A 15,047-nucleotide genomic window follows, 5' to 3' on the forward strand; every position below is an offset into this window, starting at 1 on the left:
CAGGCTTCCGCCTGATGAATATAACTCAATATGCAGGTCGGTGTCAAAAACCTGCCCCGCTTCAATGACAAGGTAGGTGGTTGCAGGAACCGGATATACCCTGATCCCGGTTTCCGGATGCCGGGGCAGGAAATTCGGACTTAGGGTGATAAAATGTTGAACCGTATCGGCACAGGCCCTGTTCCTGACCACCTGACTGACAGTGTACTGACCTGATCGGGAATAGGTGTGTACCGGCTCCTGCCGGGTGCTGGTGCGCCTGTCGCCAAACTCCCAGTAGTATGAGGCGGCATTCTCGGAAAGGTCCAGGAACGCAACCTCCAGTCCGTCCTGCGAATAGTTAAAGCCTGCACGGGGTATATTGGTTGCGTTTACAGCCATGTCTATCTCAGCCTCCTTCTCATCAATTTCTCCGTTCGATGTAACTGCAAGTTTAACTTTGCGTTTCCCTCCCTGGTTATAGGTTACAAAATGTGGTCCCCTCGTATCTGCCGTACGCGGTGATGCTCCGGTTCCGAAATCCCAGGCCCATGTCCCGGGGTTGCCTGTGGAAAAATCGGTAAAAACCACCCTGTCGCCCTGGCATATCTCAGTGGTACTGACGGTGAAGCGGGCTGACAGCTCCTCTTCTCCCCAGGGGTTCAGTCCCCCGACCATAAAGGCATCCGTGCTGTCGGGGTCAAGCCAGGGCTGTAACCGGCTGTTTGTACCTTCGTACCTGTCCCATGCCAGCGAAAATTTGCAGTAGAAATCATCTACCGCATCTCCGCAGCGGGCATCTCCGCCGGTCAGCAACCCTACCAGCGAGCCGTTATGGTCGAACAGGGGGCTGCCTGAGGAGCCTCCCTCCGTGGTGCCGAGGCCCCATCGTTCTATATGCCAGTGACCGTTGGCTGTGTATCCGCTCCCAAAAGTGGCGGTTACCGGCTGTTCAGCAGATACCGCTATCTTTTTTACATCGCCGTTGGGGTGGTGAATTGTTGCCACCGGAGCTGCAGGCGGATCGGGCGACCTGTTCCAGCCGGCATACCATGCATTGTAGGACTTAGGAGGTTTTTCATTTAATTTGACAAGCGTGAAATCCAGGTTCTGCTGGGTGGCGAGCAGCTCTGACCCTGAAAGGCTCTGGTTGAGGGGGCCGTCACTCCCGTTGCAGAAAGGACTCTCGTAACCGAAAAGGAAGACGGTGTTTGCGGCCCTGTTACTGTTATCAATGCAGTGGTTTGCAGTGAGCAGGTAGGGCTTGCCGTCATTGGCGGTGTTATTGACCAGAACCCCTGTACAGAGCTGTATCCCGTTTATAACAAGCCTGGCAACGGCGTTTTTTTCAGTCTGAAAGTTATCACCTGTGGGACAGTTTATATCTATGTTGCATTTTCCCGAGAACCCGAACCTGCTGCTCTTAAGGTTATGTATGCCGATAAAATCATGGGCTACGGTTCCGATCTCCAGCTCCCCGTAATGTGTGGCTCCTTTTTGCATCTGCATCTCCACGACAATACGGTCACCTTCAACTGGTGATACAGCAAGGGTGCCGTGCCGCTGGTTATTACGGTGGTCAAATGCACCCAGTACCTGTGTAAGCGAGTGGGAGTAAAGGAAAACAGAGGCTCCTTCCGCGAGGGTGAACCGGCTGAAAATAATGTTCAGTGAGTATGCGCCGGCTGACCTGATTGAGACCCTCCAGACCCTTCGTCCATCTGCAAGTTCCTCCCAGATCCCGTCTTTCAGGGGATCAATGCTCACCGAAAAAGGTTTCGCAAAAACAAGGGGTTTCAGTCCGGCACCATCATCCTGCTCCATATCGGAAATATACCGGGAAAGGTCGAAAACGGGCATCTCTATCACAGGCAGACTGCCCGGGGATCTGAGGAGGGCGGCGGCAGGCTCTCCTCCATGGCTTATCTGCGTTGCAGCATCATAAACCGGAAGACAGGCAAGGCTAACCGCTATCAGCAACCTGACTGATAATATGCAATTGAATTTCCTTTTGTCCCGTCCTGTCATTTCCCAAAAGTAAATGAAATTTTTTACAGGAAAAAAAGGCAGAGATAAGTACCTGCCCGTCCTAGTGGTGTCCGAAAGCCAGTCCCCGAGGCGCTATTCCCGTATTATAGCTCCCTTCCGGATCACCGTCATTAAAAATATGCAGTTTCCCCGGTGAAGTATAATCAGTGATCTCAAGGGTGAAAAAACGGCCTGTTGACGGGCAGGTTGCTGCATATGAGAAATTGTCCGGCAACATTGGTTCGGAAGGCTGAACCTGGCTGTCGATTGCCATTGCATACACGCCCCCTGCCTCTCCGTAATAGAGAGTTTCCCCGTCAGCAGAAACTGAGAGCCATGAGGGGTTAAAACCGTCACCTCTGACGCCGATCACCACGCTGCGGTCCGCCTTCAAAGTTGCCGGATTGATTCGGACAAGCCTGGAATCGGTCTCTTCAATTATTTCCGTCCAGGTCTCGTTGTAAACCACCCTGCCCCTTGAAAGGACCCAGACGTTACCATCGCGGTCGGTTACTAGCGCTACAGGGATATCGCCGGCCTCAACGGTGGTAACCACCTCATTGCTGCGGGTGTCTATGACCGATACCGTGTTGTCGAATGCCCAGCCGCCACTGTTGGCAACATACAGGTGGTTGCCGGCCACCACCATCTGCTCGGGTCCCATTCCGACTTCGATGGTATCGGTAATTATTCCGTTTTCCAGCTCAACCCTGTAAACGTGACCGTCAAGGTTGCCGTTTGAAAGGTAGCCGGAGCCGTTTCCTGTATAGGCGAAATACCTTGGATATGTGAAACCTGTTATGGTAGAAACCGATTCAAAGGTTGCCAGGTCAACCACTTCGATCTTCTGCGAGTTGTTGGCCACTATTACCCCCAGATCTCCGGCCAGGGTAAATGATTGTAACACATCGCCGGCAGGCCGGCCGTTGACATGTTCAAAAAGATTGTTCATAACTATGTTGGAGTCGGGGTCATACCAGCTTATCGAGCCGTTGCTGGCGTTGAAGGTACCTTCGCAGACTATGAATACTCCTCTTGCATAACCTTCCAGCCGCGGGGTATCATCCTCTTTTTCACACGAGATAAAAAATATCGTACCTGCTGCTAACAGGAAATATTGCATTGTTTTTCTGAGATCCATTTTCAATGATTTAGTTGGTTTGATCATAGGGGTTAACATTTGAAAACCGGTTCTGCATTAATCTCCTCCCCTGGTGAAGGAGCCGTTTATATAAAAATTATACCTGTCAATGCAGCCGCTGAATATTTTTTTTTAGTGAGCATCATTGTAGCCAAGTGTAAGCCCAAGGTGGAAAGTGCGTCCCGGCATTGCATAGGATCTGACCACCTGGTACTGTTCATTGAAAAGGTTCATCACCCTGATCTGAAGCATCGCTGAAATACCCCAGAGATTTACTCTATAGCCCCCCCATGCATTACAAACCATGAATGGTGGCATCATGTGCAGGGGATTGTTATCGCTCGTGGTGTGCCTGTTGCCCGTGTAGTTGACGGAAACCCCTGTATAGCCCCTTCCTTTTCCTGCATTGATGCTGAGTGAGCCGCTGTGCGGAGGCATGTACCTGAGGTGTTTCGGACTCTTTTTGCCCTCTTCCGGCTGAAGGCTTTCCACCATTGATTTTGCATAGTTATAGCCGGCCCTGGCACCGTAATGCAGGTTGCCTGTACTTCCGCCGGCTGACACCGAAGCTTCGAGACCTCTGACATTAACCAGATCCCGGTTCTCGGGATGCCACCAGCTGTTATTGCTGGTGGGTACCCATTGTATCATGTTTTTTAACCGTGACCTGTATATGCCTGTTTCAGCCTCAAGCTGCAGGTGCTGACTGCTTAGAAGCACCACCGACAGACCCGCATCGGCAGAATAGCCTGTTTCGGGAAGGAGGTCGGGGTTTCCACCCGGATACCAGTATTTGTCATTGAAGGTGGGAACCCTGAACTGGTCAGAGTAGCTTGCAATTATTGAAAGCCGGCCTGAAGGCAGCCTGTACCTGGCGCCTGCAGAAAGAAGTACCGGTATGTCGATGCCGGGGTGATACTCCTTCCTTGCCGAGGTATTGACAGTCAGTGCCGGAAGCGCCAGCTTGATCGCTGAGAATACAGCAGTGCGATACTCGGCCGGTTGCCGGACATAAGAACCGGCACTTGCTGAAAGGGATGAGAATATAAAACCGCCATCGGCTGAAAGATGGTCCGTCACCCATACACGGTAACTGGCATCGCCCATAAAACGCCTGGCGGTTATCTCTGACAGAGGCTGGGCGTTGCCGGCAGCATTCCGGCTGCCGTCATCCCAGGTCATAGTCTCGTCAAAGATTGCCGTATTGACAGAAAGAACGGACCTGTGCCATATTTTTGACCATTTTGCATATCCCCTGACTGAATTGTCGCCCTGCACGGCAATGGCAGGAAGGTAAGACCCCATAATTGCCGGAAGCTGTTTTTCCCTGACCTGGTACCAGAGGCCTGCTTCAATACTGTTGCCGCGGGGCAGTCTCAGAAACAGGTTCTGTATGGTACCCCTGTTATCGAGCGCATTATTGGCAATGGTTTCGCGGGGATTGCCCGGTTTGTATATATCGGTGTAGCGGAAATCGTTTTCAGCCTGGTGAGAGAATATGTTAATGTGATATTGTATCCGGGGATTGCCAAATCGCCCGGTTACCGAATAGTGGCGGTTGTCATATGAGCCCAGTTCGCTTCTTATTTCTGTACGCACCCTGTTGTTCCAGTCCGCCCTGTTCCCGAGCAGGACCGCCCCCCCGGTATTACCGCTCCCGGCAATGCTTCCTGCAGCACCATATACCACTTTGATTTCATCGGCGGCCGCGACCGGTACCAGGGAGAGGTCTGCCATGCCAAGTGTCAAAGAATTGAGCACAAAACCGTTCCAGGATATGGCGGACTGGTATGAGTTTGTGCCGCGCAGGAACAGGGAGGCTGCAGAACCTGCACTTCCGGGAGTATTTATATAGGCCGTGGTGAATGCCGGCAGAAGCGTGCCGAGATCGCTGCCTGAGAATGCCAGCATTGTCAGGGAGTCAGGTTCGGCCGACCTCTTGTCTTCATGAAAGAATGAACTGCGGTGCTCCTCTATAATAACCTCGTTAATGTGAAGCAGCATGAGGCTGTCGGCGCCGGCCGCTTTACTCCCGGCTCTTTCTTTATTGTCCGGGCCCCCTGTTGCCGGATCACCTGTTGCCGGATCACCTTTTGCCGGATCACCTGTTGCCGGATCACCGGGCACCGGATTGCCTTGTACAGGCAATAAAAGGATCAGGAATATGCAAAAAAAGAATAACGTGGTTTTCAAACCGGAATAATTATGTTTAACCCCGAACATCTGTAACAGGATCTGGCAGGTCTTCTGACTTACTCCCCTTCAGGACGCCTTCCCATTGCCGTAACCGGCAACAGTGGCAGGAATGCCCTGAAGGATTGACGGAGATTACAGCAGCGGGTACTGTCCGGGATTCTCACCCGGTTCCCTTTTCATCCCGTTTGCAGGAAGTTGCAAGCAGGAACCAATCCAGATGCAAATATAGCCATTTTTTCATACACGTTCCGGGAGTGTTCTCTTTTCCTCATATTACTTATCAACATCAGGGGGCCATATCTGTTAATTTTATAAATTTACCTTCTCAAAAAACCATTTTGAAAATAATTATTATGGACAGAGGAACCGCTCGTGAGAGAATACTGATCCTGAGGAAGAGACTGGAAGAGCACAACTACAGGTACTATGTCCTTGCCGACCCTTCTGTAAGTGATTTTGAATATGACAGGCTCATGGAAGAGCTGATCGGGCTGGAGCGTGAATTCCCCGAACATTTTGATCCTGCTTCACCTTCGCAGCGCGTGGGAAGCGACATTAGCCGGGAGTTTCCCCAGGTGCGCCACCGGTACCCCATGCTTTCACTTGGGAATACATACTCGCCTGAAGAGCTGGCTGAATTTGACAGGCGAATAAGAAAATCCGTTGAAGGAGAGTTTGATTACGTCTGTGAGCTCAAATATGATGGCGTGGCGATCAGCCTGACCTATGAGGAGGGCATTCTCACCCGTGCAGTAACAAGAGGCGACGGGGAACAGGGAGATGATGTAACTTTTAATGTAAGGACCATCAGGAGTGTGCCGCTCAGGCTGAAGGGTGAGGGCTACCCGCCACTGCTGGAGGCAAGAGGTGAGATACTTTTTCCCCGGAAGGGGTTTGAGAAGCTGAATGAGGAGAGGGAGCGGAAGGGAGAGAACCTGTTTGCCAATCCCCGCAACGCAGCGGCAGGTACCCTGAAGATACAGAACTCTTCAATAGTTGCAGGCAGGCCATTGGATTGCATTGTCTTCGGGGTTATGGGAGAGGGCCTGCCCTTTGACCTCCATTATGAAAACCTTGTCAGTGCAGGTAAATGGGGTTTCAAGATATCAGAACATACACGAAAGTGTTCTTCTCTTGAAGAGGTATACAATTTTATTGATCACTGGGAAAAGAACCGGTCCAAACTTCCTTTCGACATAGACGGCGTGGTTATCAAGCTAAATGATTTCAAACTGCACCGCTTGCTTGGCTATACCGCCAAGACACCCCGCTGGGCAATATCATACAAGTTTTCGGCAGAACGTGCCGCCACCAGACTTTTATCGGTCGATTTCCAGGTGGGGCGAACCGGAGCTATTACCCCGGTAGCCAACCTTGAGCCGGTGAGCCTTGCCGGGACAACCGTCAGACGGGCATCACTCCATAATGAGGAACAGATAAGACTTCATGATATCCATACGGAAGATACGGTGTACGTTGAGAAGGGAGGCGATATCATTCCCAAGATAGTAGGTGCGGACAGCTCAAAAAGGGTCGCCGGAAGCCGGCCTGTTGAATATATAAGTAACTGTCCTGCATGCGGTACAGCACTTACCAGGGTTCCCGGCGAGGCAAAACACTATTGTCCCGCCCAGAATACATGTCCCCCCCAGATACTTGGAAGAATAGAACATTACGTCAGCAGGCGTGCCATGAACATCAACATGGCAGGTGCCACGGCAAAGCTGCTGGTTGAACAGGGACTGGTGAGAGATGCCGGCGATCTTTACAGTCTGAAAGCAGAGGATCTTATTAAGCTTGAAAGGTTTGCGCTCAAGTCGTCGCAAAACCTTATCAGAAGCATTGAGCAATCCAAAAAGGCACCCTGGAGCAGGCTGCTATATGCTCTTGGGATACGTTTCGTAGGGGAGACAGTGGCGCGGAAGCTGGCAGAGGCCTTTCCTTCGGCCGATAAGCTGATGGATGCCGGAATGGAGGAGCTGCTCGCCGTTGATGAGGTGGGGGAGAAGATAGCCGCCAGTGTGACCGGATATTTTTCTGTTCAGGAGAACAGGAATATGATTGATAAACTACGCAGGGCCGGGGTTACCATGGAGGCTGATGGGCCGGTGGATGCTAATGCCGGGGACAAGCTTGCAGGTAAAAAATTCGTGATATCGGGCACCTTTTCGCGACATTCCAGGGAAGAGCTCAAAGTCCTTATCGAGCAAAACGGGGGTAAAAACATTTCAGCAGTCTCTTCTAATGTTGATTTTATTATCGGAGGGGATAACATGGGACCATCAAAGCTGCAAAAGGCCAAAGAGTTGAACGTGCCGGTAATTACTGAGGAGCAGTTTGAGGAGATGCTGGAAAGTTAGGGTTTTTCGATTTTGCAGGTGAAGCCCGCATATTTTTTGTTAATATTGCATTTTATACCTGATTAAAGCAATCTTATAGTGTTTCTGGAAAGAATAAGGAAAAGAACAGGCATGTTTCTGCTTGGAAGAAAGCTCAGGAAGCTGAGGCGCAACAAGCAGTTTGTCAATCTGGCCGATGCCGGTAGTGTAGGAATACTGTTTCAGCCAGCGGCAACCGGCAGCTTTGATGCTGTACATGAATTTGTGCGAAGGCTCGAGGGGGAAGGCAAGAAGGTTTTTGTGCTCGGTTATGTGGACGATGAGAAGGTACCCGACCAGCTGCTTCTGAGGAAAAGCTACCAGTTCTTCTGCCGCGGTGACCTTGACTGGTACTTCAGGCCAAAACCGGAGTTTGTAAACGAATTCATTGACAGGGAGGTTGATATATTAATGAATCTGAGTTTTGACGATATTTTCCCGCTGGAGTATGTCCATGCTCTCTCAAGGGCCAGGTTCAAAACCGGAAGGTTCAGGGAAAACAACGACAGGACAGACCTGTCTATCGATGTCCGCAACAGCAGGAATACAGAGTATCTTATTGAGCAGATAACCCATTATCTGCATGTAATTAACAGGAAACAAGAATAATATATTATGTCGAAGAAATTATTTCAGGGCACAGGGGTGGCCGTTGTTACTCCTTTCAGGGATGACGAAAGTGTCGATTTCCCCTCCATGGGAAAAGTGATTGAACACCTCATTGAAGGAAAGGTGGAATACATTGTTGCACTGGGCACTACCGGTGAATCGGTGACCCTGAACCAGGATGAAAAAACTGCTGTTATAAATTTTGTAATTGAAAAGGTCAATAACCGGATTCCGGTTGTTATGGGTGTCGGGGGAAACAATACGCATGAAGTGGTAAGTGCCGTACAGTCTGTTTGCGATGAGAACCTGCCGCTGGCCGGTATCCTCTCTGTTTCACCCTATTACAACAAGCCCACCCAGGAGGGTATATATCTGCATTATAAAAAGGTAGCCACAGCGTCGACACTTCCGGTTATCATATACAATGTTCCCGGCCGGACGGGCCAGAACATTACGGCTGAGACCACTGTCAGGCTGGCCCGGGATTGCAGGAACATAGTAGCCACCAAGGAGGCTTCCGGAGATCTCAACCAGGTCAATTACATACTTAAGAACAAACCGAAGGATTTCATGGTGATATCGGGCGATGACCAGCTCACCCTGCCCATGATCGCCCTCGGTGCATCAGGTGTCATATCGGTTTCTGCCAATGCGTTCCCGTTTGAGCTTTCTGAAATGGTAAGGCTTGCATTGAAAGGAAAACTCAGAAAGGCTCAGGCTTACCAGAATGCCTTGCTTGATCTGATGAACGCACATTTCGTTGAGGGGAATCCGGCTGGTGTGAAAGCCAGCCTGAATATCAGAAAGCTGATACATAACAACCTCAGGTTGCCACTTTGCAAGGTTTCCACACAAACCTACAACAAGATCAGGTCGCTTATCGAGGAACTGGACGGTATAAAGGAGAGCCTGTATGCCGGCTGATGACCGGCAGCAGGTCCCTCAGCTTCTAGTCCAGGTACCTGGCAAGCCAGTCCAGGAACTCATCATACCAGAATACGGAGTTCCGGGGTGACAATATCCAGTGGTTCTCATCAGGATAGTATATAAGCCTGGCGTCCAGACCCATTCTCTTGTAAATACCATATACCAGCAGTCCGTGACCCACGGGCACCCTGTAGTCAAGCTCGCCGTGGATTATCAGCATCGGTGTGCTGAAGTTGTGCGCGAACATGGCAGGGTTTGCCTCCATAAGTCTGTCAAAATTTTCCCATGGCGATCCGCTGTACTGGTGCGGACGGTACCAGGTATAGTCGGCCGAAAACTGCATGTGGATGTTGTACACCCCGGCATGATTGACCAGGCACGCGTACCTGTCGGTGTGCCCTGCTATCCAGCTTACCATGTAGCCGCCATATGAGCCGCCGGTTGCTGCCATACGTGTCTCGTCAATAAAGCCCCTTCCGATCATATAGTCGGTTGCCTTCATGATATCCCTGAAGGGCAGGTCGGCATGAGAACCGTGGATTGACCGGGCAAACTCCTGACCGAAACTTGTTGAACCATGAAAGTTTGGTAATGCCATAACATATCCCGGTTCAGCGAAGAGGTGGGCGTTCCACCTGTAGTGCCACTGGTCGCCGAATATGCTGTGGGGGCCTCCATGTATCATAAGTACCAGGGGATATTTTTTATCCGGGTCAAAACCGGGCGGATAGACAATATACATCTGTATGTCGGCTCCGTTTGCCCCTTTATAGGTTACGTTCTCAACATTGCCAAGCTTGATGGCCTCCAGTAGATCTTTGTTGACCGATGTCAGCTGTCTTGCGTTACCTCCCCGCTGCGTGGTGATGTAGATGTCGGCGGGACTGTTAAGGTTGTCGTGGGTGAATATGATTGATCCCCCCGGGGTGACCTGCAGGCTGTTGTTGTTGCCCTCATCAAAAAGAATGGTGTGGCTACCTCCGCCGGAAGGAATTGAGAACAGGGGCTTTTTTGCATTATGCTGCGCATGGAAGAATATTGTACTGCCATCGTGCGACCACTGCCACTGTTCACATGAGAGATCGATATCTGCCGTGATATTATGGTGTGTTTCGTTATACCTGTCGTATACCACCATCTGAACATTATCGGCATAGAAATCGGCCTGGTTCTGCCTGCCGTACAGGATCATGGTCCCACAGGGACTGTATACGGGGTTCGTATCGTCGGCAGGATTGCGGGTGGTTATGTTCCTCATCTCACCGCTGCCGTCGGCCGGCAGCAGGAATATGTCGTAGTTCAGTTTCTCGAACGGCTCGGGTATGCTGTTCATTGATACCGCGATCTCCTGTCCGTCCGGTGAAATATCATAGGACACACCGCCCATCATGGCGAAAAAGTTGGAGGTGCCGGGCATCAGGTCAGTTACCTCGCCCGATGTTATGTCGACAGAGAAGAGGCGCGGGAAAAACCCGTCTGTCAGCCACCTGTCCCAGAACCTGTACATCACGTTCTCGGTAACCTTTGCCGTTACCTTGCTATCCCTCTGCTCATTGATGATATCCTCAAGCCTGTCAAAGCACCCGTTGTAGTTTGGGTGAATATTGGCGGCAAAGGCGATCCTTTTACCGTCAGGAAACCACCTGGGAGCAAATACGCCGACAGGCAGGCCGGTGATTTTTCTGGCCTCGCCCCAGCCGTGCTCCATTATGTAAACCTGGGCAGGGTTGCCGTCCCTCCTGCTCAAAAAACCAATATGCTTTCCCTCCGGGCACCAGAATGGTGATGATTCCCTTCCGGTGAAGGTGATCTGCTTCTTTTCACCGGTTTCATTGTTTAACAGATATATGAATGTTGATGACTCATTACTTTGAAGATCATATCCGGTGAGTGTGAAAAGTGTGCGACTCCCGTCGGGAGATACCACAGGCGCACCGGCCCTGCGCATCTGCCAGAGGTGTTCGGCGGTAAAACCGGCAGGGTCATTGCCACTGGCTGATATTACAAACGCTGCAGTAATGAAAATAATGATTGATTTCTTCATGGCCTTCTGTTTTTCAGGTTTAGTTGCCTTTATTGTGACCTGTGAAGATTAAAAAAAAATAATTAAAATCCTATGAGATATCTGCAGGCTGACCCGGGAACATAAATGACAATTGAACAATTTATGAGCCTTGCACGTTGATAAACTACAGATAAGCTGATGTTAAACCAAAAATATGATCAAGATGGCCTTTACATTGCAACTGAACGACAGGGCGCCTGATTTCAGGCTCCCTGCAACTGATGGAAAAACCTATTCGCTGGCAGATTTTGATGACGCAAAGGTGCTTGTATTGTTTTTTACCTGCAATCACTGCCCCTATGTTATAGGTTCCGACGAGGTGACCCGCGCTACAGCTGAAAAATTCGGACCACATGGTGTCAGGTTTGCAGGCATCAACTCAAACAGCAAAAACACCTATCCTGAAGATGACTTTCCCCATATGGTGGAGCGGATGAAGAAGCATAAGTTCCCCTGGGTGTACCTTTACGATGAATCACAGGAGGTGGCAATGAAATACGGTGCTTTACGCACACCCCACTTCTATGTTTTCGACGGGGAGCGGAGACTGGTATATGGCGGGCGCGGTATCGATTCTCCCAGGGACAGTTCGAAAATGACGGTAAACGATCTTGAAAACGCCCTTGAAGATATCATTGCAGGCAGGCAGGTAAGTGTGCCGCTCACCAACCCGATAGGCTGCAATGTCAAGTGGGATGGCAAGGATGCCCACTGGATGCCGGCCGATGCCTGCGACCTTATATAGCAAACAGTGGTTTGGGACATGTATCACCGTGCAGTTGAAACACTGCAAAATGAGGTATAAAACAACCAGGAGGCTGTGAGGTTATCACAGCCTCCTGCTGTAAGTCAGCGACCCTGGTAAGGTACGCCGTTCTTTATCCAGTCCGCCGCTTCATGCCCTTTCAGATGATGGTCAAAATATTCCTTCATCCTTATGGTGTAGTCAACCTTGTTGGGGTATTTCTGCGGGTGATGGGGCTCGTCCCTGTATTGCAAAAAGATGATGTCCTTTCCTGCACGCCGCATTGCCAGATAGAGCTCGATGGACTGCTCCCAGGGTACTGCCTCGTCCACATCGCCGTGCATTATCAGAAGGGGGGTGTTTATCTCATGGGCATAAAAGAGAGGTGAGTTTTCTATATAGAGGTATCGCCGGTCAAAAAGGGATGAACCAAGCCTGCTCTGACCCGTCTCATACTGGAACTGCCTTGCCAGTCCGCTTCCCCACCTGATACCGCCATATGCGCTTGTCATGTTCGACACGGGGGCGCCTGCTATTGCCGCCCTGAAGATGTCAGTCTGCGTCACCACATAGGCTGTCATATAACCGCTCCACGAATGGCCGTGCAACCCGATAGCATCAGGGTCGGCTATGCCCAGATCAATAAGTTTATGCACGCCCGGAACCAGCGCGTTTACGGCCGACATGCCAGGCCGGCCAACCTTGAAGTGAATATCGGGCAGGAATATCACGTATCCGTTGCTGGCGTAATACCCGAACGATGGGCGGTGGTTTATCACGGTCTGGTTGAAATCATGCAGCCTTTGAGAAAACTGCTCATAGTAGTAGACAAATACCGGATATTTTTTGGAAGGGTCGTAATCGCCCGGTTTGATCACAATACCGTCAAGCGGCACGCCGTCTGCCGAATTAAATGATATGAGCTCTGCCGTCCCCCAGTTGAACTCACCGATCTGCCTGCCCAGGTCAGACACCTTTACCGGGTTCCTGAAACGCCTGCCGGTAACCCACAGGTCAGGGAACTCATCATAAGATTCACGGGTATACACTATGGTCTGCCCGTCTTCCGAAAGAAGCCTCAGCCGGAGGTTCCTGCCTTCGTCGAGAAGCATGTTAACCCCCTGCCTGTCAGATCTGAGCGACCATATGGACCTCTCCTTGGAGGTCTCGTTATAGCCTTCGGCAAAGAGTATATCGTTAAGGCCAATAAGCGGTTCGTTGTCAAGTCTCCTGATCCTGAATACGGTTTCGGTTTTGCGGCCCTCACCGCCTGTTATGTTCATCATCGCTCCGGTCCGCAAATTTGCCCTCCATATATCGTACCTGTCGTATATCAGTACCGATTCCCCGTCATCAAGCCATCCAGCCGTCCTGTAGCTGCCGGGTTCGGCCGGACGGTCCATGGTTTCGCTAAAGAAGGGTATATCGATATTTTCTGTCAGGTTTGTGACCCTCCCGGTGGATACCTCATACGAATGCCAGTGTTTGTTGTCGAAATGTATCAGGTAACGGCCGTTGGGAGAGAGTGCCGCCATATCCTGGTGCTCCTCTGCAACGAGGGTCCTCCCGCCGTCCAGCAGGTTTACCAGGTATATGTCCCTGAAACGCCCCTCCCAGGTTATTCTTTTCGCATAGGGCAGTGAGGAGGAGGCAAGAGCATTCTTCCCTCCCCTGGGGGTAATCAGATCGGGTACCTCTTCGCAGGCGAGAGGTACAATCCTGTTCTCTTCGATATGATATACGGCTGACAGGTTCTGTCTGCTAAACTGGTTCCACATGATCTTTTCATGCGTTTTGATAAGCGGGTCCTCGCCGTGCCAGATATCAATATCTGCCTGTTGGCCTATTGAATCGAGCACAGATGAATATTCTTTCTTCTCTTCAGGCCCGGCTGCAAACCGGTCAGGCCTGAAACCAAAAAAGAGCATTTTACCGTCGTTGCTCCAGCCCGGACTGTTGTCGAAAGGAAGGAACATACCCCCGGGTGCATCCTCCTGTCCAACGATCTCCCTAATAGCGCCACCCGGCTCCCATACGACAAGGGCTGCAGTTTCAAGGGTGTCCTTTTCCAGGTCTTCAGCTCTCATAAAGGCCAGGCGCCGTGTGCTTTCATGCCAGGTGAACCTGTTGTACTTTGCTTTTTCAGTAGTGTCTATAAAAGCGGGAGGTGTATCCAGATTTGCCAGTGAAAGGCTGAAAAGTCCGTTATTCGCTTCGAGGGTGTCGCTGACGGTAAATACCAGCGTGGAGGAGAGGCTGTCGACAGTCCACGTTTCCACAAAAGGCAGGGTTACCTCTTTGTTGCTGCCGAAGTCTTTTATCAGCAGCGGGGTACCGGACTTCTTCATCCGGTCGTTCTGATCTTTGTTCAGGGTGGTGTCCTCAACAGCATGGTGATGCACGAACAGGTAGCTGTGAAGTGTACTGAATGAGGCTCTTCTGACATCTTTAAAAGCGGTAGCCGAGCCGTCTGCCGTACTTATCATCACCGCTGCATTATTTGGCCTGTCTGAGGCAGACCTGCCTTCGGTTTCGGCAAGGGGGGGCGCCTGCAGGAACAGGGCCTTCTCTCCGTTGGCAGAAAAAGCGGGTCTTGTACCTCGGTCGACAATATATTCAGGGTTACCTGCGGCAGAGACGAGCACTCCGTATCCGTCGCCACGGTCGGGCGAAGCTGCATAGGCAACCCATTTGCCGTCATGGCTTACTGCCGGTGACTGCATATGGTGAAAATTCATTATGTCTTCCAGTGTCATGGCACGTCTTTCCTGTGCGGTAATGCTTAGTGCCAGAATAAAAACGACCGGCAGCAAAATACCGGTTCTGAGGAGTTTACTGCTGTTCATCATAGCTGTTGGATTGAATTATATCAGATTGGATTGTTTTTTCCGGTTGTCACTTTTTTCCTATTGTTACTTTTTTTGGCAGCAGGGATGCATTAACCCGACTGCGTGCCGGCGGAATATCAAAAATAGCAAT

The 15,047-nt window shown here is 50.8% G+C and carries 9 protein-coding genes and 1 riboswitch; of the genes, 4 read left to right on the forward strand and 5 right to left on the reverse strand.

Annotated elements, in window-relative coordinates:
• The 3 genes from EA408_05140 to EA408_05150 form a co-directional block, all read right to left on the reverse strand.
• On the reverse strand, positions 1-2,007 hold a 2,007-nt coding region (locus EA408_05140), incomplete at its 3' end, for a PKD domain-containing protein (protein ID TVR73227.1).
• Between the two features lie 61 nt (positions 2,008-2,068).
• Positions 2,069-3,187 carry a YncE family protein gene (locus EA408_05145; protein ID TVR73228.1) on the reverse strand — a complete coding sequence of 373 codons (1,119 nt, stop codon included), beginning with the start codon at positions 3,185-3,187 and terminating at the stop codon, positions 2,069-2,071.
• Positions 3,188-3,280: 93 nt separating this feature from the next.
• Complete coding sequence (locus EA408_05150; GenBank protein ID TVR73229.1) at positions 3,281-5,371, reverse strand: TonB-dependent receptor; 2,091 nt, start codon at positions 5,369-5,371, stop codon at positions 3,281-3,283.
• Positions 5,368-5,572, reverse strand: a riboswitch (cobalamin riboswitch). (Overlaps the previous gene by 4 nt.)
• 125 nt (positions 5,573-5,697) lie before the next feature.
• Between EA408_05150 and ligA the strand changes: the two genes are divergently transcribed.
• The 3 genes from ligA to EA408_05165 all read left to right on the forward strand — a co-directional run bounded on the left by ligA (position 5,698) and on the right by EA408_05165 (position 9,255).
• Positions 5,698-7,704, forward strand: a complete 2,007-nt coding sequence (gene ligA, locus EA408_05155) for an NAD-dependent DNA ligase LigA (GenBank protein ID TVR73230.1) — start codon at positions 5,698-5,700, stop codon at positions 7,702-7,704.
• A 78-nt stretch (positions 7,705-7,782) separates the two neighbouring features.
• On the forward strand, positions 7,783-8,331 hold the full coding sequence (locus tag EA408_05160) for a hypothetical protein (GenBank protein ID TVR73231.1): 549 nt from the start codon (positions 7,783-7,785) through the stop codon (positions 8,329-8,331).
• A 6-nt stretch (positions 8,332-8,337) separates the two neighbouring features.
• Complete coding sequence (locus tag EA408_05165) at positions 8,338-9,255, forward strand: 4-hydroxy-tetrahydrodipicolinate synthase (protein TVR73232.1); 918 nt, start codon at positions 8,338-8,340, stop codon at positions 9,253-9,255.
• A gap of 25 nt (positions 9,256-9,280) precedes the next feature.
• On the opposite strand, the gene EA408_05170 is transcribed toward EA408_05165, so the two are convergent.
• Positions 9,281-11,302: a S9 family peptidase gene (locus tag EA408_05170; GenBank protein ID TVR73233.1), complete on the reverse strand. Its 2,022-nt coding sequence runs from the start codon at positions 11,300-11,302 to the stop codon at positions 9,281-9,283.
• 184 nt (positions 11,303-11,486) lie between these two features.
• Between EA408_05170 and EA408_05175 the strand changes: the two genes are divergently transcribed.
• Positions 11,487-12,068, forward strand: a complete 582-nt coding sequence (locus EA408_05175; protein TVR73275.1) for a thioredoxin family protein — start codon at positions 11,487-11,489, stop codon at positions 12,066-12,068.
• Between the two features lie 104 nt (positions 12,069-12,172).
• Here EA408_05175 and EA408_05180 read toward each other — a convergent pair whose 3' ends face one another.
• Positions 12,173-14,917 (reverse strand): S9 family peptidase, encoded by a 2,745-nt coding sequence (locus tag EA408_05180; protein ID TVR73234.1) that lies wholly within the window; start codon positions 14,915-14,917, stop codon positions 12,173-12,175.
• Positions 14,918-15,047 lie beyond the last annotated feature (130 nt).

Source organism: Marinilabiliales bacterium, assembly GCA_007695015.1.
Lineage (GTDB): Bacteria > Bacteroidota > Bacteroidia > Bacteroidales > PUMT01 > PXAP01.